A 20,079-nucleotide genomic window follows, 5' to 3' on the forward strand; every position below is an offset into this window, starting at 1 on the left:
CGGTTTTGGGCGTTTCACCGGCTACCGTGGGTCGACCTGAGTCGGTCGACATCGGGCTCCGTGGGGACAGTTTCAGTCATTCACATCGCCGCCTAGATCGTCAATCAATGAGACCGCACACCACTATGCATTGTCCTTATTGTTCCGCTGAGCTCTCTAACGCTGCCGGAGGGGAACTCCAATGTTCGTCGACGGGCTCGCTATTTAGCCGCTTCGTCCGAGAGCGGTTCGAAACGCTTATATCGGAAGGGGTTCCTTCGTCTGGTAAGTTGGCGTCGTCCGATGTGGGGCGGTGGTTCTGCCTGTCCTGTGGTGAGGAAACCAGGAATGGCGTCTGTGCGAGGTGCTGCCTTGTGATCACCGGCGGGTTAGCCCGTCAACTCCTTGAGTTGAATCCGCACCTGCGTGGCTGAAAGTTCCGGCAAAAGCGGAATTGACAGAGCACGATCTCCGGTATGCCCTCGGAAACTAACGGACGCCGGGCAGAAGGTCAGTCATGCTTAACCGGTGATTGGCGTGGGATGGAGGCTAGGCGTTGCGCAATACGCGGGTACTTCCAGCTTGCCGGGCCTCAGGATGCAATGAACCCGCCATCGGCTGCCAAAACATGACCGACGATATATGAAGCCTCATCCGAAGCCAGCCAGATGACCGCCTCGGCGACTTCCTCCGGTTGCCCCATGCGCCGCAGAGGCAAACCAGCGGCAACTGCTGACATGTCCGCGATACCGGAAGCCAGCATCATGTCTGTCACGACACGCCCCGGCGCTACTGCATTAATGCGAATCCCGCGAGGTGCGCATTCCATAGCGGCCGAACGCATCAACGAAATCACAGCAGCCTTGGAGGCTGAATAAAGCGCCAGACCTGGGTTGGGGTTGCGCAGGCCGCTGACGGAAGCGTTAATGACGATACGACCGCCACCCTGTTCCGCCATGGCCGGCACCTGGTGCTTCAAGCAGAAGAAAACCGATCGTACATTGGCATCAAAAACGCTCTCGTAGACAGAAGCATCTTGCTCTTCGATCGGCGCCCGTCGCTCTTGGAAGCCAGCATTGTTGAACGCCACGTCGAGGCGCCCGAACTGCGCCTGAATCGTTCTGGTAAGGCGCTCTATTTGCTCCTCCCGCGTGACATCCGTTTGCACGAACATGCCATGCGTACCGGCAGCGCGGCATTCCGCAGCCACGGCTTCACCTTCTTCTTGACGGCGGCCTGCAATTACCACGGCCATGGCGCCTTCGCGTGCCATCTGGATGGCGGTCGCGCGGCCAATGCCGCTTCCTCCCCCTGTGACCAGTCCAACACGGCCCAACATACGGTCGCGACGCGAATTCAAGCTTCCCGGCTGCATCGATGCTTCCATGTCCCCCCCTTCTGAAGTCAGCAATTTCACACGAACCTCGCGGTGCCCAACGCGGAATTCTAATGGCCAGAGACGCCTACTTAGTTGTATCGTACAACATTATTGTCGAGTATAAATCATGCCAAATTACGACACTTCGCTGATCGATACCATACGAGCGGCATCACGAAAAATGGTGCGTGAACTGGGATTCATGCGTGCGACACTTGCCGCGACGGATTACCCGCCCTCAGCCGTCCATGCGATTATGGAGATCGGCGCACGGCGTTCGCTGACAGCGGCTGAACTCGCCGAATTCCTGAACCTCGAAAAATCCAGCATTAGCCGGATGGTGCGCAAGCTGATCGACGCCGGGGATCTGAAGGAAACCGTCAGTAGTGGCGACGCTCGGGCAAAACCGCTCACGTTGACCCCACGTGGGAGGCGCACCTTAGCCGCAATCCACGCCTTCGGCAGACAACAGGTCACGAGTGCAATGGCCCACCTGACTACCATGCAGCAGGAGGTAGTGGTTCACGGTTTGACGGCGTACGTCCAAGCACTGGAGGATCACCGTCTCGGCAAACTGGCGACGCCTGAAATCCAGGTCCAGATCGAACGGGGCTATGTCCCCGGCGTAATCGGTCGGGTAGTGGAGATGCACGCTTCTTTTTATGCACGGCAAGCCGGATTTGGCCAGTTCTTCGAAAGTCAGGTGGCAACCGGAATTGCGGAATTTTCCGCCCGGGCGGAAAAGCGCCAAAATGGACTCTGGGTCGCATTGCTCGGAGGCCTGATTGTGGGATCCATCGCCATCGATGGCGAGGACCTAGGAGACGGCATCGCCCATCTCCGCTGGTTCATCGTGGATGACGGTGTGCGCAACGCAGGGGTGGGCCGCAGGTTATTGACAAAGGCTCTGGCATTCTGTGATCAGCAAGGCTTCACGGCCATTCATCTGTGGACATTTCAGGGACTGGATGCAGCGCGCGGCCTGTACGAAGATTTCGGCTTTACCTTGGTAGAAGAGCGCCGGGGCAGACAGTGGGGGAAAGAGGTAGTCGAGCAACGCTTTATGCGGGTGCCACCTTGCACTTCCTGAGCGCCTGGCGGTCAAGGAGTTAGTTAGCCTTTGAGCAGTGATGCGCGATTGACTACGCATGTATGGCCGCTTTCGGTACTGCTGAAGGCCTCCTGTGGGTCGACGTGAGGCGGTCGCGTCAGGCAGCGCTGCCGAATTTGGCTGAGGTGAAGCTCTCGGCCGTCAGCGCTCGTGCACGGACCGGCTGCCTCTAGCTATCGTACGTTTTTTTGCAGATGGCTCGACGAGATATCGAGGGGTGGTAACGCGGTGCTGTTTCGCCGGTGATATCCAGTGCAGTGAGCATCTGACAAAATCTCTAGAAGAATACTAAGAACGGAGGCAGTTTGCGGACGGTCGAATACCGCTTTTCCACCATTTGGCGCATCGATGCGCCAGTGCGGGAAGTTTGGGCGGCAATCCAGGATTCGGCGCGCTGGCCCGAGTGGTGGAATAACGTCGAGCGCGTGGACCAGCTAGAGGCGGGTTCCGATCAGGGTGTGGGCGTCGTACAACGCTATACCTGGAAAGGCTGGTTGCCCTATCGCCTCGTGTTCGAGATGCGGGTGACGCGTGTCGACCCGTTGGTCGCGCTAGAGGGGGAAGCCAGTGGCGACGTCGAAGGCGCCGGCCGGCGGAGCTTTTCGACCGACGGATGCAACCTTACCGTGGTCCGCTATGACTGGTGCGTGCATACGAACCGTGCGTGGATGAATGCATTGGCGCCGTTGTTGCGACCGGTTTTCCGATGGAACCACGATGCAGTGATGCGCGAAGGCGGCGCGGCGCTGGCGCGGCGGCTGGACGCGCGGCTGATTGGCATCGAGCATGGATGAAGCCAGCGCGGCAATGGATTGAACGCTCTGCAACGTTCCCCTTTGCCTCGATGGTATCTCTTGGCATCGGGGCAGATGATGTGCTTGAGATGGTGGAGCAGACTGAAGTTTGAACCCAGGCGCCGCCGGATGGCGACCTTCGGATCGGCAATTTTGGCGATTGCGAAGCGCTATCAAATGCGCTCATCTTTCTTATCGCGGCCGGCATGAAACGAGCGACCTGCAGCCTGCGGTATGGCCGATGCAGGGTCGCAATTCGACCGCATACGGGGATCTCGACGTTTCCGGACCGATCCCCGTATGAGTCGAACGACAACACCCTGAGAATTGACGAATCGCAATGCATGCACTAGCGATTAAATATCCAGTTGCCGCCCAACCTGGCGATCCAGACGAAGCTCCGGACTACGTGGCTTTGACGAAATCCGGATCTTCGAAGAGCTTGCGAAGCAGATCCTGGAAGATGGCCGTGGTGTGGTTAAGCCCGTTCGACGCGGCGAGCACACCAAGAAACTCCGAATCCCAATGGGTGTTCACGCGCAGCAGTTTGTCATACCGGACGGTCTGGCCCCGTCTGACGACAAAGTGTGCCGCCAGTTCTGCCTTACCGTCTGTCACGTGGACTTCAAGCAGCGTTGCTTCCAACGTCGCAGTAGCGCTAGCGTCGTAATTCCCCGACGTTGACAGCTCGGTACGCATCGCTTCGTTCAGGTATGAGGACCACGAACCGCTTCCGGGCGCAGAGAATCGAATGGCTCGCACCGATGTCTGAACGTCGGCGGGATCGGCCCCGGTCGTCACTCGGTAGCGTGCTTCCGGAGGAAGACGCGCTAGCGTCATCTGGTTCGCCACGCTGGCCTGGTAGGACAGCACTTGCTGCGTGACGCACCCGCTCACGGTCAGCGCACCAGCCAGGAGCGCCGATCCGGCAAGCGATCTGGCAAAGCGCCGACGGGCTCCGAGGTAGCGTGTCACTGGGCTAGGTCCGACGAATGATCGATTTCTTCGAGACTCCTGGCCACGATCTGTCGGATCATTGTGTCGGAGGCTTGTTGAATAGGCATCGGTTGAAGTCCCGTGGGGCCAGATGCGTTACCGATCGTCGTGTAAATAGCGTGCTTGACCACCTTGGTCACTGCATCATGTTTAGGTTCGACGTAGTTGACGGTGCAGATATACCCATCGGTGACCATCGTGCCCACGAGGCCGAACGTCAGTCCGACACCGAATCCCTTGGCTGCTACGTTGTCTGTCAACGCGATGTTGTTGATTGAAATGGACAGCTTGCGGCCAGATGGTACAGGGTCGTACGACACCTGACTAAACAGGCCGGATTGCGATACCTGCTCGTATACGCGTGGTTTAACGGCCTCAGTAGCCCGTGCATTTGCTACGCCCTTGCTTTGGAATTCGACCAGCAACTGGATTGGCTGTGGGCTTGCGGACTTTTTCAGATCCGCGTAGTGCGGCTCGCCGAGCGACTGGTCCACATAGGAATGTGGCGTCATGCAGGCGGAGAGCGATAGGGTAAGACCGATTGCACCGGCAAGCACGATTGTACGTTTCGTATTGAACATAAATATCTCTTGTTTCTATTCTTTCGGATTATCTGGAAGAGAAGCTAGCCCCGGTAGCCGCTGCTCGACGGATCGGACTGCATCAGATGCATCGACCGACGAAAAGGCGCATCTTCTTTTACGGCCCACAATTGCGATTCTTTAGGTTTCGCTGTCGGCGTAATTTTTTTTAAAGATACCGGGCATCTAAGCGCTGGATGCACTGCGGATCCAGGACATTGATCGCCTCTGTCTGTGTGGCACCACGATGTACACCAGCGTCGAGATCGTGACGATGGTGCACGTGGCCCACACGTGCGGCGTGCGCGCGTCGATGCGTTCCAGGAACAGCAGCCGCGCTCGGTTTTCGGTCGCGTAAGTACAGGTTACCTGCGTCGGAAGCGCATCAACCAGCACCTTTGCCTCTTCGCGATTGCGCATGCGCACAACGATGGTTTCCAGTTCGCCCGGACCGTTGGCCAGATCGAACTGTACGGATCGGCCGTCGATACGCACGTTATAGATATGGCTTAGATGAACGTCCGCTTCGGGAAATTGCGAGCGTCGCTTGAGGGTCGACGAAAGTCATTGCGTCGGCTCATCAAGGGCCGTTCGCGCAATCCGCGTTAATCGTTTCGACGCACACTCATATTTTGCGCGCTGGTGTTCGCATCAGCGGATGCAATGTGCCAAAGCTTCCTCGACCACTGTTCGATCTCTGCCTCGGTTGCCTAGCTGGGCTCGAATGCGCGCGTTGATTTCGGCCGTGGCTATGCCCAGCGTTTCGCCGGCATGGACGATTGCAGCGTATGCGTTGAGTACATCGATACGTGTAATATCGTAACCATAGCCCGACGCCATCCAGTGCAGCGCGCTCAGCCCACATGACATCGCGAAGTCAGGTTGACTATCGCCGAAGTCTCTCGCTGCGCGGGTGAGTGTTCGCGGATCGGTGGGACTTTGTCTGGCAAGCGACGCGGCCAATTCGAAGAGACTCGCGTCCTTGGTCGCTGCAAACCATTTGCCTTCCGAGCCCGGATCGCTGGCCACGAGGTCGTGCAGGACATCGCCCGCCTGCTTGTGCGGGTACTTTTTAACGATGGCGCGAAATGGAGCGGTACCCATTTTGTGGACGCCATGAACTGGCTTTCAAGAGTTATCCACGGCCGGTCGGCGGGTCGCCTGCTACGACCACGACGCCGGCCGGCGGTGGGTAACTCGACACTCATTATGACGCGGGTTCCTCCTTGTGTTTGTTCCCGGCGCGCCAGCGCCGCTCGAATTCACTCGGGCTCACGTAATTCAACGACGAATGCAGGCGTTCAGTGTTGTAGTACGCGAGGTACTCCGTGATGGACAACCGGGCCTGTTCGCGCGTGGCGTAGTGCTCTGCATACGCGCACTCGACCTTCACCGTGCCGTTGGCCGATTCCATCGGTGCGTTGATCCCAACAGTTCGCTTTGCGGCTCATTGAGACGGTGATGCCGCGTGCGGCGAGGACCTTGCGGTATTCGTTTGCCGCATACTGCGACCCCCTGTCAGAATGATGCATGAGCTCGCCCGCGGGGCGGCGCCAGTCCAGCGCCATGACCAGCGCCTGCAGTGCGAGGTCTTCATCGATGCGCTCGCTCATCGCCCAGCCGACGAATTTGCGACTGAACAGATCAAGCACCAGTGCGAGATAAAGCCAGCCTTCGTCGGTCGCTACATAGGTCAGGTCAACCAGCCACTTGCGGTCGGGTGCGCTCGCCTCGAAGTCGCGATCCAGCACGTTAGCCGCTACCGGATACGCGTGCCGGGAGTCGGTGGTCACCACCCGGAAGCGTCGACGCAGCCGGCTTTGCAGACCGTGTTCACGCATCAGACGACCGACGCGCTTCTCGTTGATCGCGCCGACTTCGCCGCGCAGCACCCGATGCATGCGCCGGCGACCGTAGCGGCCGCGATGACGCTGCTGCAGCGACTGCATGCGTGTAACAAGACGCGCGTTCTGCTCGTCCCGTTGCGATGGCGCGCGCCTGCGGGCAGCGTACCAGCCGCTCTTCGACACGCCCAGCGATTCGCACATCAACCCGACCGGGTATGCGTCTCGGTGTCGCTCAATCCAGGTGTACCTCACAGCGACTCCTTCGCGAAGTACGCCGCTGCTTTTTTCAATATTTCTTTCTCCATTCGCAGCCGCGCATTCTCCTGCTTCAGACGCGCGTTCTCAGCCTCAAGATCCGTTACCGGAGGCCTTGGCCCACGCTTGACTAGCGCCTCCCCCTTACGCGCCTTGCCCACCCAGTTCGCCAGCGTCTTGTCGGACATCTCCAGACTCCGCGCAACCTCCCGCAGTCCACGCCGGCCCACTAGCACCTGCTCAACCGCCGCCGTGCAAAACTGCTCCGTGTACCTCCGATTCGGTCCTGATTTCATGGCTGCCTCCACAAGGCTCATTATCAACCTCATGGCGTCCACTTTTCGGGGACCAGATCAAAATGTCGCCAGATGGGTGGTTCCCTCGTTGGCGATGATTGCGTAGCGGGCGTAAGCCTCATCAATCATTCCGGACTGCAAGAGGATCGTCTCACAGGCTTTCGCGACCGCGCCAAGTGAGGCATTGGATGCCTGTGAAGCCTGTGCATAGCGGAGTGCTTCGGCTGGTCGGCCTTGCGCCATCAGCGCATCGACTCCCCAGCGACGGTAGTGCCACCAGCTGAAGCGCGCGCTGTCCACCAACCGGATTAATTCGTCGTAGCGTTGCGCGCCGTAGAGCGCGCTCAGGCAAGCAGTTTGTGCCCGTAAAGAAATCGCCGTGGCCATCAGGGCCTAACACGAATGGCACTTACTTAAGCCCGTGGCACGTGCCCATATTTTCGGACGCGCTCGCGTGCGATGTGACGAGGCTCTTTCAGCCATGGGTAAGACTTCGGTCTTCGTTTGCGCATTCGTGGTTCGATGCGACCGGGACGATTCCCAACGCAAGACTGCGCGATCAGGTTGAACAGGAGACTCTGGTCGTGGGTTGCTGCCAGACCTCGGGCCAGCCATTCAGTCCATAACTGCACGGTGTGTTTGAAACTCAGTGTTCTCGGATCGGTGGCATAGTGGCTCGCGGCCTGAGCCATCAGCAACCGAATCACGTTATAGGCCAGCAGATGGACCCAGATCTCCTTCTCGTTCATGTGGGCGGTCTGGCAATGCAGTACGTCCATACCCATCGTCGTCTTGATGTTACGTAGATCCAGTTCCACGTTCCAACGCCTGGCGTACAACTGCGAGAGCTCCTGTTTGCTGGTCTTGCGTGCATCAAGCATCGTGGTGACCAGCACCCGGTGATGCAGCCTGGACTCGCGCACCATCAGTTCATCGGGGAAGGCCTGGTACTGCTCACGCGTCATCCAGTCGGGACGCTGCCGGGGTTTGGGCCACGTCACAATGTGATCGCGCATGCCCAGCGACTTGCCTCGCCGAAAGTCGGTGCGGCGCGCCCCATGCTGTTGCATCACGACATCCACTCCGGCGGCGATCATTGAGGCCATCAGAAAGTAGTGGCAGTACAAGGCATCGGCGACGATCACATCACCTTTGCAAAACGTATCTTGCAGCATGCGAAACGCCGTCAGCTCCCCGCTGCCTTTGCCCGCGTACGTTCCGACACTCGCCTCCAGCACTGCGCCGCTTGCCAGACAGATCACCGCAACCAGATAGGCTAACGGAAATCCCACTCCTTCGGCCTGAGAACTGGACTGCGGGAAGCGGGCCTGGTTCGACGGCGTATCGGGCATCGAGATCCCTGTCCCGTCAACCAGCTTGACCGGGCGCCCGCGCCACGTCCAGGCCGCTCTGGCCTGCTCGTGCAGTTGACGTCCTGTCTCGCGCGTCAACTCCCGCACCATCATCAGAGGCAGTCTCTGGCGAGCGCGGCAGTAGCCTCCCGTACGCACACTCATGGGTCGCAGCCCGTCGGCAGCTCGCTGCGCAGCCCACCCGTTGACCGCCTTCTGACACGAGGCGTCCTCTTCCAGTGCCTGGCGCATGAACATCGACAGTGTCACCGTCGGCGGATACAGCCGTTCCCGATGTTCTGGCAAATGCGCTTCCGTTATGTCCAACAGCTCCGGGCTCGTCAGTATGTTGAAGTAGTCAACCGCCTGGGCCCTGCGTGCCCGGCTTTGAACGCCGCCTAGTGTTTGCCTGTGATGACTTCGTGCATTACGATCCATGGGGGCTGGTCCTTGGAATGAGACGGGTGTTTGCCTGGTAACAACCATCCTATCAATCCCTGGATCAGCCTCCTCCGTTTCTCTTCAAGTACTTACCCGCGTCTTCTCCTCCATGCTGGCTTAAGTAAGTGCCATTCGGCCTAACACGCGTGTGGTCGTCGTCAAAAGCCGCTCTGCCCAAGCCGAGGCGATTGACGGCGTCACGCATAACTGGCCCCCAAAGTCACCTAAGTGTTCGATGTACGGCATCCGGTCTTCTTGTAGCGCATCGAATAGCCGCTCAAGCCATGCTTCGCGCACGGATTCTGTCACGTCTGGCGCGGCGATGATCGGGACGAGCACGTCGATGGCGCGATTCACCGCGCTTCCCAGTGCGCCGGAGGAGCTATCGACTTGCTCCAGCGCGGGCGAGAGCTTTTCGAGAAGCAAAACAGCGCCGTCGGCCGCAAGCAGAGGGTCGGTGCGCGCCGCGCGCTTGATTTCTGTTACCGCTTCCTTCAGACGCTGAATCGGCAGCGCTGAGCGCCAACCGAAAGCCTGACGTCGAAAGTGGGAAGCGAATGCCCACTTGTGGGGGCTACTTCCGATCGTGGGAGTTTTCAATCAGCGAGTGCTCATGTAGGACAAGTAGAGCGAAGTCTGCAAGCCCTGAAGCTTCTTGCGGTAATCCAAAACGTCGTAGTGGCGGCCTTGTCGCTCAAGGCTGAGCAATTCAAGCAGCAGTCGCATCGCGCGTTCTGGACTCGCCTGCGTTGAGGGCTGCGCTGCGATCAGGAGGCGCGCAAGAGCGGGTTTCTCGATCAAGACCCAGGCAGTATGCGCCTTCAAAGCTCGCGTAGAACTTCCTGAGCAACGAATCCAACGGCTTGTCGCCCATTCGTTCGACAAGCCCGGCACAGCGATCCGGCGCGAGCCATGCGAGCTCCGCCAGGAGGGGCCAGGTTTGCTCCAGTGCGTCGAGCCGGTAGGAGGCTTCGGCCATCCATGCTAGCGGCGCTGGAATGCGACGCCATGATTCGATAGTAAGGACCGCGTCGCGCGCATCCGACCAACCACCTGCCTTCAGCCATAGCGCTGCTGCATGGGTGTCGATCGAATCGGCTCGGAAGGGCAGCAAACTCGCGCGCTGCGCCAGTTCCCGCCATAGGGGTAGAAGCCATCTGCTGCCCGCATGCTCGCCCCACATGCGCAGGGCGGCCGGCGTGGTTTTTTCAACGAGAGCACTGCGTGCTTCAGCCGCGGATTGATGATTGGAGAACGCGGTGGATGACCGCAGATCGAGGGCGCCAGCCAGTACGGTCAGTTGGGGAACGCTGTCGTCATCGGGATACTCGTCACTCAACCGCCGAAGGGTCTGCTGTGTCTCAATCGCGTCGTAGCGTTGCAGCGCGTTCAGGACATCGTTGCGCAGCATCACATCACGGCTGTCTGCAAAAATATCGAGTTGCATGCTTGAAATCGGGAGCCGGCGGCCGTTCAGGTGGAAGCCAATTATGCCATCGACGCCTACCGTCGGGGACTGACTGGACGGAGCGAAGCCGGCTGTTGCGGATCGGCGTTATCGAGCAGGGGATGATCGGCCTGATAAGGCCACCGAACGAGGTCTCGAAATACGATTTCGGAGGCCGGTCTTGATCGAATCCAGAGGTGTCGCGCAGGATGCGATGATGGACCGGACAATACGTGAATGCCGCAAACTGGAACAACGTCGCGTGAAATCTAGTCTCAGCGGAAGATTGCCTGAAGCGTAAAAAGGACTGGCGGAATCGACTATCGCTTCGTGGCTGATCCTTAAAAAAATGCACTTTGAAGATCGGCGGGAGAAACTCTCAGGGTTCTCGCTAGATTGAGGAAATCGAAGAAATCCGAGGCGTGCGGATCGATGCGACATTCTGCATTGGTCATGCGAAATACCGATAGTGCTTCCGTGAGTTGCTGCCAGCTTAGACGGTTAAGCGTCTGAAACTTCGAGAGTCGAGCCCATGCGGACTCGACCGGATAGGTCCGAGCGGATCACGTGGTGTAGGTGGGCTGGGTGGCATCGTTGGGGGGCGAGCTGGTCTCCACTGCAAATGTACCAAGAGCATAGCGACTACGCCCCTAGACACGGCTGTGGATGAAAGGATTGGCACCGGTTCCTTATTGCAGCGCCAACAAGACGTTGTGTCCTTGGTTCGCCCGGTGTGGCAAGCAGTCGCTGACCAAACCGGGCGATCACCTTCAGATCGTTGAGCCGACACGGGTCTCGACAACTGCCGAGGGGCTGCTCACGGCCGTGCTCTTTGGCGAAATCTTTTTCGTCGGCGCCTTCGTTGCGGCTGCCTTCGGCATCGCATTCACCGCAACTTTTCTAGCCAGATTCTTGGCGGTCGGCGCTTTCTTGGCAGCAGGCTTCGTCGCTACAGCTGTCTTCTTCGCTACCTTCTTGGCGGAAGCTTTCTTGCCAGGAAGCTTCGCGCTACTCGCATCCGTCGCACTGGTGTCGGCACCGTCAACCAGAAACCTCGTCCGGTCTTTCACTGCCGCCAGCCACGCGGGTGCCGGACCACGTCCGCTCCATGTGGCTCCGGTCTTCGGGTCGAGGTATTTTGCCGGCTGCGGTCCTTTACGCTGTCCCTTGGAAGCAAGTGCGCCTGCTACCGCGGCTTTCTTGGTTGCGGTCTTGGCCCTATTTACTGGATTCACAGCACTCACGCTCGCCGCGCGGATATCCTCGGTACTACTCGCAATTAGGAACTTGGCGCGGTTCTTGGTATCCGCAATCCACGCCGGCGCGCGACCGTGGCCGGTCCAGGTGGCGCCCGTCTTATTGAGACTTCCATAATTCATGACATTACCAGAGCGTAGCCTGCATCCAGCACGCCGCAATGATCGAGGGTCGCTTTTGAGCGCTCTTGAGTTTGTTGCGCGCGGTGAACTGCAACTCGCTCAGATCGTTAGGACAGTAGTTGGCCAGCCCATGTCGCTTGAGCCACGCCCACAGATATTCGACCGGATTGAGGTCCGGGGCATAGGGAGGAAGAAAGGCGATTTGGATGTGCCCGTTCAGTGCATCGAGATAGTCGCGCACCAAGCGGCTGCGATGCGCCTTCAAACCATCCCAGATTACCAGCAGAGGTTGCTTGAGATGGGCCTTGAGTGCTTTGAGAAATTCGACGATCTCTTCCTTGCGGATGCTGCCCTCGTGCAATCTGAACAAACAGTTGGTGCGCGTGAGTCCGGCGATCACCGAGACGTGATTCCAGTTGAAGTGAAACTGGATGACCGGCGTCTGACCCTTGAGCGCCCAGGTGCGCACGCGCGTAGGGCGCTCGCTGATTCCGGACTCGTCTACAAAGACAATCAGTCGACCTTCTCGACGGGCTTTTTTTTGAGAGCCGGCCACGTACAGCGTTTCCAACTGCGCACTGCATCTTCGTCGCGCTCGATGGCCCGCTTCTCAGGCTTTTGCACGCTAAAGCCCAAGGCGCCCAGGATTCGCCAGATTTGCGTTTGGCCGAACTTGACGTCGTACAGCCGTTCGATAAGCACTCCCACACGCTTGAGCGTCCAAAGCTCTGTACCAAAGCCGTGCTCGGTAGGCTTTTGCAGAATGGCTCGGCGCAAACCTTCCAACTGGGACTCGTCCAGTCTGGCAGGACGGCCCCTCGATGGCACGCTACGCAACGCTTCGATCCCGCCTTCATCGAGCAAGGCCTTCCACGTGTACACGGTTTGCCGGGCCACCCCCACTTCGAGTGCGACTTCGGCAGGCTTTTTCCCCTTGAGCAGCAGTCGCGCTGCACGCAATCGTTTCTTTGTCGCCTCGTCCGATAGCCTCTTGACCATGCCTCATACCCTCAAACAGTTCATTGAAGATATAACGCGCCGGGCTCCAATTGGTTGTCATGTTTTACGGAAATATCAATAGGATGTTGATACTTGGGCGGCGTGCCGCCCTTTAGACTTTTGGCAGCCTTCACCTTGACGTTTGGAGTACTCCAATTCGCCGCTTTAGCATCGCGCTTTACCTTTGCTTTGGCCTCGATGTCTACGGTCGTCAAACCGTGCGTGAGCATAATTTTTCGAATTTGGTCGACCGCCGCTTGCGCCTTTTTTGCAATCAACGTATCTGCTTGCACCTGCAATTTCTTCATCTTTTGTTGGATCTGTTCGAGGGTGGGCATCGTGAGCTCCTTAAATGGATATGGCCGCACTATGCCATGAGCCTCGATAGTGTGAAAGCGCTGATAGGGTCTTCGCGTTACGCAGATGCAACCAACGACGACGGTTGGACCGGTTAGGATCCTTTGCGATTTGAGTCTAGCTGCCACCGTTTGTGTACGCTCGATAACGCCGCGTCATGCGAGGCGAGGCGCTGGTTTTCGCAGAACAGTGATCGTCAGAGCGTCAGTCTATTGTTTGATTTGACTGTCTTTGAGCGTGTTCCAAGCCGTATTGGGTAAGAGTTCTACTGGACCAGCCTCCATAAAGCGGGGTACAGGTCAGCATTTGCGTGACTTTATGGCAAAAACCCCTTGATTCATGGGCCGAAACGTTGCGTCTTCAAGTCGGTGTTGTTACGCTGGCGGCCAACCCGAGAATTTGTACCTTTGCGTTAGTCGGTGACGACGCAAAGGCAAAGGCCTTGGGCAACCTTTGACTAATTTAGAAGAGAGGCATTCATGGCAACAACTGCTACGAAGAAAACCGCTGCTCCCGCTACGAAGAAAGCGGCAGCGCCCGCTACGAAAAAAGCACCGACTGTCAGCAAGAAAGCTGCGCCAGTCGCGAAAAAGGCCGCTGCACCTGCAGTAAAGAAGCCAGATGCGGCGGCTCCCTTGAAACCGATCAAGGATACGTTCACGAAAGCGTCGCTGACCATTCACCTGGCCGAGCGCTCGGGCGTGGAGCCGAAGGCGGCCAAGGCGTTGTTGGCAGCCCTCGAAGAAACGGTGCTCGCATCGATTCACAAGAAGGGCGCGCAGGAGTTCACACTGCCGGGATTGCTGAAGGTGGTCGCGCAAGATGTGCCGGCCAAGAAGAAGCGCTTCGGCAAGGACCCGTTCACGGGTGATGACAAATGGTTTGCGGCCAAGCCCGCTTCGGTGCGGCTCAAGGTGCGCCCGCTGAAGAAGCTGAAGGACGCCGCGCTGTAAGAGCAGTTGTTCTGAAGTAATAACGCCCCTCGCTGACGAAAATCCGAGGGGCGTTTTCTGTTCACGGTCGTGGTCGACGACGTCGGCGCGGCGATGGGATTGAAAAACGGTCGATGGCAGCGAGCGAACCGGCGTCCACGCCCTCGGGTGACGACCACGCGCTCACTTGCAAACCACATGGCGTCGGCTCGTCTCTATTGGCAACGGCAGCAACTGCTTGCGTTTCTGCACCCAGACGCTGGCAACGACTAGCCGATGTGCAGCAGCGTGCGCTCTGGAACAACAGCGACGGGCTCTTGCACCGTCAACCGACGGTGATGACCGGCGATGCTCTTTTGACCAAGTTCGCCGAAGAAATCGCCGAGACCATTGCGTACCCCATTCAAACGCCAGTTCAGCCGGCTTCACCGTAACGAGGCGAGGCCGAAATCGGAGGGCGTATCATGGGCGGCGATTTCCACTACAGAGCGACTTGCCATGGCTGAAGTTAGTTGGTTCAACCAGATAGACCGCGAGTGGGCAGCACTGACCCGGCACGACCCAGGTCTCGACATCGAGAAGTTTTATCGACACGTGCTGTCGGCCTATAAGTCTGGATTTGCGCCTTTAGAATCTATCGCTTCCACTGCGAACGCATTGCTCGTGTCCGCACTGCCTGGGGCGGCGTATCTTGGGCGCAAGATGCTGGACCAGGTGGGCGTCGACAAACACCCGGCCCTGCGGGTCACTTACGCGATATCGCTGCTCAGTGGCACCGGTGGCGAGGCCGACTACGCGTTGGGTCACCGCGTGCTGAGGGATGTGCTGAAGGATGAACACGCCCCGGACAAACTCAAAGGCCTATCCGCCGCCGCTCTTGGCGACAGCGCGCGGTTAGGGCGTGGAGAAGACGTGGACCTAACGCTTGCCAAAGCTCAGTACGAGATAGCGTTCGAACTCGGCATGCGAGATGCGGCTCATACCCTCGGGCTTTACTGGGAAAACTGTTGGAGCGGCGCCGCGCCAGGCGACGTTCTCCCGGACCGGCCCCGCGCACTGCAGTGGTATAAACGCGGCGGCGTAGCGAGTCCGAGGTGCATGGCGCGGCTCGACGCCCTGACCACCAGGTAGTAGGCAGGCTCGGCAACCGGGCCTGCGTGGTAGTTGCCCAGTCGTTTGGCAAATTGGTGAGCGTTGCTGCTCATGGCCCACGTGAGCGGCGCACGCGTCGCCTTCAACAGTCGTAGTTCGAGGTGGATCTGTCAATGCGAAGGCTTATCAGGCGGGCAGACGCGGTTTGAAATGACACTTGGCGCTGGAGCGAGACGACCGTGCATAGGTGGGGCTCGACGTCATGGCGTGCGAATCGGGCATTCTATTCCTCGGCGCTGAGGTACAAACCGATACATTTAAAAAATGAGCGCCGCTTGTCTTTGGTCGAACGAGCGGCGCAGAATCGGGCGGCTTCAATAGTCCACTCACTTGTGACGCGCAGGGAGCGGCGGGGCGGCTAGCAGCACACCCGCGGGGAAGGGACTAAAGAGCGGTGTGAGGAAGCGCTCCACTGCATGGGGCTCTTCAGTCGGATTGATTGCAAGCTTGCGCATGGGCACGCGAACCGGGTATCAATGCCGCAGGCAAGACTCAATGCGCACTCGATCTAGATCAGAAGCAGTACATTAGCGTCCACAGGCCGGACCGCCATATCCAAGGTCGCGAAACTGAAGGATCTGCTCAACCCTCGTTGGCATGGGGGTGCTATGCAAACGCCAACGAGACCCAAACCTGAGCACCGCCGTCAATAGGGCTTCTTTATTCCGCTGCCCGACGCAGGCGAATCTATCTCCCGTTATTCATTTGCTTCTGCGAGTTGCCTGATGTTGTCCCCAACGCGCTCCAACCGGAAGCGTCGGGCGTTGAACCGGTAATGCCGCTTCCATTCGCCGTCCCCATCCCGTTCCCACCTTGTCCAGCACCGTTGCCTCCCGCGGTACCACCACCTGGTCGCTGCGCATAAGCGGCGCCGGACAAAGTCAAAACGAACGCCGAAACCAACAATCCCTTGTGGAAGCTTGCATGGCAGTCTCCTTTATTCGCGAAGAAGCGAGTTGCGCGACCGGTCCATCTGCGCTCTGAATTCGCTGCAATCACCGTGCCACGACGGTCGAAAGCGCGTCAAGCTAGCCAGCGGGTCCGGCATAACGTGCTGTCGTTCTCGGACAGACACTTTTCAGCTGCGGAATGATTATTGCGCCTCCCCGGTGACTCCCTCCCGAAAGGTTTCCTGCCATGGCTGTGGCCTTTCCTTTTAACGAGTCTCATCGATTACGCAGACTCAAAACGTTCGGGATTCTCGACACCCCGGTGGAGGAGCATTTCGACGCCATTACCAGGATTGCTGCAAGTCTGTTGCAGGCTCCGATTGCATTGCTCAACTTCATCGACGAAACCCGAGAGTGGTGTAAGTCAGCGTGGGGAATGGAGCCCCAGTCGGCCAAGCGGGAAGAGTCGCTTTGCGCGCAGGCCCTCCTGACTAACGATTTCCTTGTTATTCCAGATGCGACCGCCGATGAAGAATTTCGGAGCCATCCTCAGGTGGTTGGTGAGCGCAACGTCGTTTTCTATGTTGGCGCGGTATTGAAAGCGTCGGATGGCACGGCCCTTGGAACGCTGTGCGTAATCGCTCATGAGCCCCGGAATCTCAGTGAGTCCGAGAGAGCGGCACTTAAAACTCTGGCGGAACACGCCGTGCTGCATCTTGAAAAACGGCAAGCGTCGGCAGAACTGCTGGAGATGCAACGCCGCCTCGACGAGACTGAGCATTACCAGGAAGAGTTTCTCGCAATGCTTGCGCATGAGCTTCGCGCGCCGCTGGCGCCCATTCAGACCGGCATCGCCATTCTCGACCGACCTGAAGCCACGGACGCAGACCGCGCCTGGGCGCGAGAGATTGTTCGGCGCCATGTCGGGCAGATGAGCCGTATCGTCGACGATCTGCTATCGACGTCGTTGGCGACCACCGGCGTCATGCAACTGAACCCGGAACCGGTCGCTGTGAAGGATTTGATTGAAAACGCCCTGGAGCTTACCAACGCCGCCATCGTCGACCGAGGGCACACGGTTTCGACCTCCGTCGCCGCGTCACTCTATGCGTGCGCTGACCCGACTCAGTGCTCAATTGTGATAGCGAACATGATAGAGAATGCTGCCATATACACGCCGGCCGACGGGCACATACACATGACGGCGGACGGTGACGGCTCGAACGTCTTCATTCGCGTGGCGGATAACGGCATTGGAATCGCGCACGAGGACATTGATGCGATATTCAAGCTTTTTAAGCAGGGGAAGCGGCCGCTCGCCAGGTCCGCAGGAGGAATGGGGCTAGGTCTAACACTCGCCCGAAAATTGGCCGAGTTGCACGGCGGGACGCTCGTCGCTCGCAGTGAGGGCATCGGGCGCGGGAGCGAATTCACTCTAACGCTTGGCCGCGCGACTCCTCAGGACATGCCCGGCGCGGCGCGTGTCGAAGTTGCGGCGTCGACCATGCCCATGTCCATTTTGATTGCCGAGGACAATCACGATACAGCGGACGCGCTTGCACTTTATTTGGAGCTTTCGGGCAATACCACCCGCGTCGCTTATAGCGCGGCCGAAGCGCTCGCCATCGCCAACGAGTGGCAGCCTGAGGTTGTACTGAGCGACATCGGGCTTCCGGACATGGACGGCTACGCGCTCATACGGGCCATGCGTGGCCTTGAGTGTCTGGCGAACACTACATTCGTCGCAATTACGGGCTATGCATCCGACTCGGACAAGATAGCTGCGATGGAGGCAGGCTTTGACGCTCACATGACGAAGCCGGTGGATGCGACGAGTTTAGAAGCGGTTTTGCGCGGAGCTCGGGCCTCGAAGGAGCCAGAGCACTAGCTTGCATTGATTTCGCTGGCCCGAACACCAAGGCGCCGTACCAGCGCTAACGAGCGGCCCTCATCGATAAGCTTATCAAAGTCCCTTACCGCGATGTGCCGTTTGTTCCTACATTTTTGGAGCATCACGTTACACTACACGCACGAGCGGAAAACGTTAAGCGGATGGCTAAGGAATAATTTCCCGACGACGGCCATCATCTCTCTGCTGCGCTCGATGGAAGACGGCAACTCGGCGGAAATCGCAGCAATCGGCCGTGAAGGTGACCGGCGTTCCTATCCTGACCGGCGGCGATACCATGCCGACGCGCGTCCAGGTTCAATTCCCGGGCTTTGCTTATCGCATGAGCGCCGCCGCCTTGCGCGAACAATTCAATCGCTCGGATTTCCTGCGGCGCCTGTTCGCCATTTCAATCGCCGTCAGGCCGCCGAAGATCATGACTTGGAAGTTTGGAACGACGATACAGTTAATGCGCAACATGACAAATCCGAGAAGGTTATATAGCCAGGAGTTGATCATTTTTAGCCGGAACGACGCAGCGAGGCCGAGCGGGTTGTTCTAGTTGGCTAGCATGGGGGAGCCAGCTTCGGCGGGTTTTTCAAAGCGTTTATACGGGTGCTTTTCGTGGCGTACCTAGCGAACGCGAAGCTAGCGTTTGGCACAGAGCGATGTGAGAATCACACAATCCTCAGGAGCTGGTATGGACGACCGTCAAACTTCCATCGAAAGCGATGACCTCTACGTGATCGTTGTGGCGTTGCTGAATAGCTTTAAACGCGGGCTACCTGATGATCTTGGTGTGCTGCACGCGGAGATAAATACGACCATATGGTGGGCAGGCCTGCTTTACCCTGCAGACCCACTCGCATTGAGCACTCTGGACACCGCAAGTTCCCTTCTGCTCGTAGGCCTTCCTTTAGCCGCGTTGCTTAAAGTGAGGCGCCTTCTTGTATTGCGGGAACCGCAATTAGAGCGCGAACGGTTTTAGCGTCTGCGCTGCAGACTTTTCCCTACATTGGGAGGGAATGTGTCCAGAACCCCTGACAGTAATGAAATTTGGAACTTCTACGTCGCGCTGCGGCCATTGCTAGAGCGCGCGGACACGTGCACTCCAGCTCATTACATGAGGTTGCTCACGGATATCGGAGCGCTTATTTCAGACGTTCGGTGTTCATTCGAAGGCGATAGTGAGGCGCTGAGTGCGTTAGATACGGCCGAGATACTTGTTTCACTGGGGCATTCGAAACAAGCCCTTGCACAGGTCAGAGCGGTGCTCATTCAGTGGCAAGGGTGACAGACGGCTCAGGGATGGAACCCGCGATTCTTGGGAAAAAACTCCCGCGACGCGCGGGAGGAGCATTGGGCCGAGAGATTTGCCGCTGCAAAGGACAGCGGTTGTTGTTGGATATCTAGTTCGCCGCATAGCCCTGAAATTCCAACGCTGCATTTCGGGTATCGTGAATTAGGCCTGCACCTGAACGCGAACGTGGGTCGCATCGACAAACTGGACTTCATCCCGATCCCACGCCTTAGGAAAAATCGACCAAAACGACTTCGAACGTTCAAGTCCGCCCCTAGCGACGGGTCAATTTTTCTTCGAAGCGGAAGTCGTAGTTCCCTCGAAACGCGCCCGCGGCTGTCGCAAAGCCGAATAGCTCGCCGTTCAAAGCAACATCCTCCGCCGCATGCTCAGGACCGGCGCTTAAGTGTTCCGGGTGGTGGACGGTTGCCTTGCGCCGGGGGGAGCGGTTTTGCGATTGGCAATAGAAGCCGCTCATAGGAGAAGTCGTCCCGGCTGCCACCTAAGCCGTCGGCTTCATCACACCAGATCTCGGCCTGAAATCTAGCGGATCCGATCGCTTGCGCGCTGGTTGGAAAGGAGCAGAGATCGCCCGACCTAAAGGCTCCCTCCGGTTCGGCATCAGGTGGCGCGCGCCAAATGATTGCCTGCCCTATGAATCCGGCACCTCCGGCCATCGCCGAACACTCGATGTTGAACATACTG

The 20,079-nt window shown here is 58.3% G+C and carries 20 protein-coding genes and 4 pseudogenes; 8 read left to right on the forward strand and 16 right to left on the reverse strand.

Translation table 11 applies throughout. From position 1 onward, the window contains the following. Positions 1 to 571 precede the first annotated feature (571 nt). On the reverse strand, positions 572 to 1,366 hold the full coding sequence (locus tag FH08_RS0146105; RefSeq protein WP_035568930.1) for an SDR family NAD(P)-dependent oxidoreductase: 795 nt from the start codon (positions 1,364 to 1,366) through the stop codon (positions 572 to 574). A 118-nt stretch (positions 1,367 to 1,484) separates the two neighbouring features. On the opposite strand from FH08_RS0146105, the gene FH08_RS0146110 reads away from it, so the two are divergent. Both FH08_RS0146110 and FH08_RS0146115 read left to right on the forward strand, forming a co-directional pair. Beyond that, positions 1,485 to 2,447, forward strand: coding sequence for a bifunctional helix-turn-helix transcriptional regulator/GNAT family N-acetyltransferase (locus FH08_RS0146110; protein WP_031364848.1), 963 nt, complete (start codon positions 1,485 to 1,487; stop codon positions 2,445 to 2,447). A 326-nt stretch (positions 2,448 to 2,773) separates the two neighbouring features. After that, the gene (locus FH08_RS0146115) at positions 2,774 to 3,262 is read left to right on the forward strand and encodes an SRPBCC family protein (protein WP_031364849.1); all 489 of its coding nucleotides are present in this window, start codon (positions 2,774 to 2,776) and stop codon (positions 3,260 to 3,262) included. A 405-nt stretch (positions 3,263 to 3,667) separates the two neighbouring features. Here the strand turns inward: FH08_RS0146115 and FH08_RS49910 are convergent, their stop codons facing one another. The 14 genes and pseudogenes from FH08_RS49910 to FH08_RS51545 form a co-directional block, all read right to left on the reverse strand. Continuing rightward, positions 3,668 to 4,237, reverse strand: a complete 570-nt coding sequence (locus FH08_RS49910) for a hypothetical protein (protein WP_051889031.1) — start codon at positions 4,235 to 4,237, stop codon at positions 3,668 to 3,670. Further along, on the reverse strand, positions 4,234 to 4,839 hold the full coding sequence (locus FH08_RS0146135) for a hypothetical protein (RefSeq protein WP_031364851.1): 606 nt from the start codon (positions 4,837 to 4,839) through the stop codon (positions 4,234 to 4,236). Before FH08_RS0146135 ends, FH08_RS49910 begins: the two co-directional genes overlap by 4 nt. Before the next feature lie 186 nt (positions 4,840 to 5,025). Beyond that, entirely contained in the window at positions 5,026 to 5,334 is a 309-nt protein-coding gene (locus FH08_RS0146140; protein WP_031364852.1) for a hypothetical protein, read from the reverse strand. A 156-nt stretch (positions 5,335 to 5,490) separates the two neighbouring features. Beyond that, entirely contained in the window at positions 5,491 to 5,943 is a 453-nt protein-coding gene (locus FH08_RS49160; RefSeq protein ID WP_051889032.1) for a hypothetical protein, read from the reverse strand. Positions 5,944 to 6,046: 103 nt separating this feature from the next. Next, positions 6,047 to 6,253 (reverse strand): IS3 family transposase, encoded by a 207-nt coding sequence (locus FH08_RS54595; protein ID WP_081889838.1) that lies wholly within the window; start codon positions 6,251 to 6,253, stop codon positions 6,047 to 6,049. Positions 6,254 to 6,281: 28 nt separating this feature from the next. Then, positions 6,282 to 6,938 (reverse strand): annotated as a pseudogene (locus FH08_RS49165) (IS3 family transposase); the annotation flags it as partial. Then, entirely contained in the window at positions 6,935 to 7,237 is a 303-nt protein-coding gene (locus tag FH08_RS0146155) for a transposase (RefSeq protein WP_031364853.1), read from the reverse strand. The gene FH08_RS0146155 and the pseudogene FH08_RS49165, both read right to left, overlap by 4 nt. A 57-nt stretch (positions 7,238 to 7,294) precedes the next feature. Further along, on the reverse strand, positions 7,295 to 7,624 hold the full coding sequence (locus FH08_RS0146160) for a hypothetical protein (RefSeq protein ID WP_031364854.1): 330 nt from the start codon (positions 7,622 to 7,624) through the stop codon (positions 7,295 to 7,297). Between the two features lie 26 nt (positions 7,625 to 7,650). Beyond that, a complete protein-coding gene (locus FH08_RS0146165) occupies positions 7,651 to 9,027 on the reverse strand; it encodes an IS4 family transposase (RefSeq protein WP_031364855.1) in 1,377 nt (458 codons plus the stop codon). A gap of 144 nt (positions 9,028 to 9,171) precedes the next feature. Next, a pseudogene (locus tag FH08_RS0146170) lies at positions 9,172 to 9,615 on the reverse strand (hypothetical protein); the annotation flags it as partial. Positions 9,616 to 9,739: 124 nt separating this feature from the next. Continuing rightward, positions 9,740 to 10,477 (reverse strand): hypothetical protein, encoded by a 738-nt coding sequence (locus FH08_RS49170; protein ID WP_235210723.1) that lies wholly within the window; start codon positions 10,475 to 10,477, stop codon positions 9,740 to 9,742. A gap of 770 nt (positions 10,478 to 11,247) precedes the next feature. Next, the gene (locus tag FH08_RS0146180; protein ID WP_051889033.1) at positions 11,248 to 11,856 is read right to left on the reverse strand and encodes an H-NS family nucleoid-associated regulatory protein; all 609 of its coding nucleotides are present in this window, start codon (positions 11,854 to 11,856) and stop codon (positions 11,248 to 11,250) included. A gap of 4 nt (positions 11,857 to 11,860) precedes the next feature. Then, a protein-coding gene (locus FH08_RS52390; protein WP_152603105.1) for an IS630 family transposase occupies positions 11,861 to 12,855 on the reverse strand; the annotation gives its coding sequence in 2 pieces (ribosomal slippage) (positions 11,861 to 12,390 and positions 12,390 to 12,855; 996 coding nt in all). A gap of 172 nt (positions 12,856 to 13,027) precedes the next feature. Beyond that, positions 13,028 to 13,193 (reverse strand): annotated as a pseudogene (locus FH08_RS51545) (H-NS histone family protein); the annotation flags it as partial. Between the two features lie 498 nt (positions 13,194 to 13,691). Here FH08_RS51545 and FH08_RS0146200 point away from each other — a divergent pair. The 6 genes and pseudogenes from FH08_RS0146200 (at position 13,692) to FH08_RS0146225 (ending at position 19,062) form a co-directional block, all read left to right on the forward strand. Then, positions 13,692 to 14,165, forward strand: coding sequence for an HU family DNA-binding protein (locus FH08_RS0146200; protein ID WP_031364861.1), 474 nt, complete (start codon positions 13,692 to 13,694; stop codon positions 14,163 to 14,165). A gap of 113 nt (positions 14,166 to 14,278) precedes the next feature. Further along, positions 14,279 to 14,578, forward strand: a complete 300-nt coding sequence (locus FH08_RS54600) for a hypothetical protein (RefSeq protein ID WP_075583468.1) — start codon at positions 14,279 to 14,281, stop codon at positions 14,576 to 14,578. 64 nt (positions 14,579 to 14,642) lie between these two features. Beyond that, complete coding sequence (locus FH08_RS0146210; RefSeq protein ID WP_031364862.1) at positions 14,643 to 15,275, forward strand: hypothetical protein; 633 nt, start codon at positions 14,643 to 14,645, stop codon at positions 15,273 to 15,275. A 1,158-nt stretch (positions 15,276 to 16,433) separates the two neighbouring features. Then, entirely contained in the window at positions 16,434 to 18,074 is a 1,641-nt protein-coding gene (locus FH08_RS0146215) for an ATP-binding protein (protein ID WP_051889034.1), read from the forward strand. Positions 18,075 to 18,254: 180 nt separating this feature from the next. Continuing rightward, positions 18,255 to 18,483 (forward strand): annotated as a pseudogene (locus tag FH08_RS51120) (Crp/Fnr family transcriptional regulator); the annotation flags it as partial. A gap of 291 nt (positions 18,484 to 18,774) precedes the next feature. Continuing rightward, on the forward strand, positions 18,775 to 19,062 hold the full coding sequence (locus tag FH08_RS0146225) for a hypothetical protein (protein ID WP_031364865.1): 288 nt from the start codon (positions 18,775 to 18,777) through the stop codon (positions 19,060 to 19,062). Positions 19,063 to 19,648: 586 nt separating this feature from the next. Here the strand turns inward: FH08_RS0146225 and FH08_RS52400 are convergent. After that, positions 19,649 to 19,852 (reverse strand): hypothetical protein, encoded by a 204-nt coding sequence (locus tag FH08_RS52400; protein WP_152603106.1) that lies wholly within the window; start codon positions 19,850 to 19,852, stop codon positions 19,649 to 19,651. Between the last annotated feature and the right edge of the window lie 227 nt (positions 19,853 to 20,079).

It is taken from the genome of Caballeronia sordidicola (assembly GCF_000729995.1).
Taxonomy (GTDB): domain Bacteria; phylum Pseudomonadota; class Gammaproteobacteria; order Burkholderiales; family Burkholderiaceae; genus Caballeronia; species Caballeronia sordidicola_A.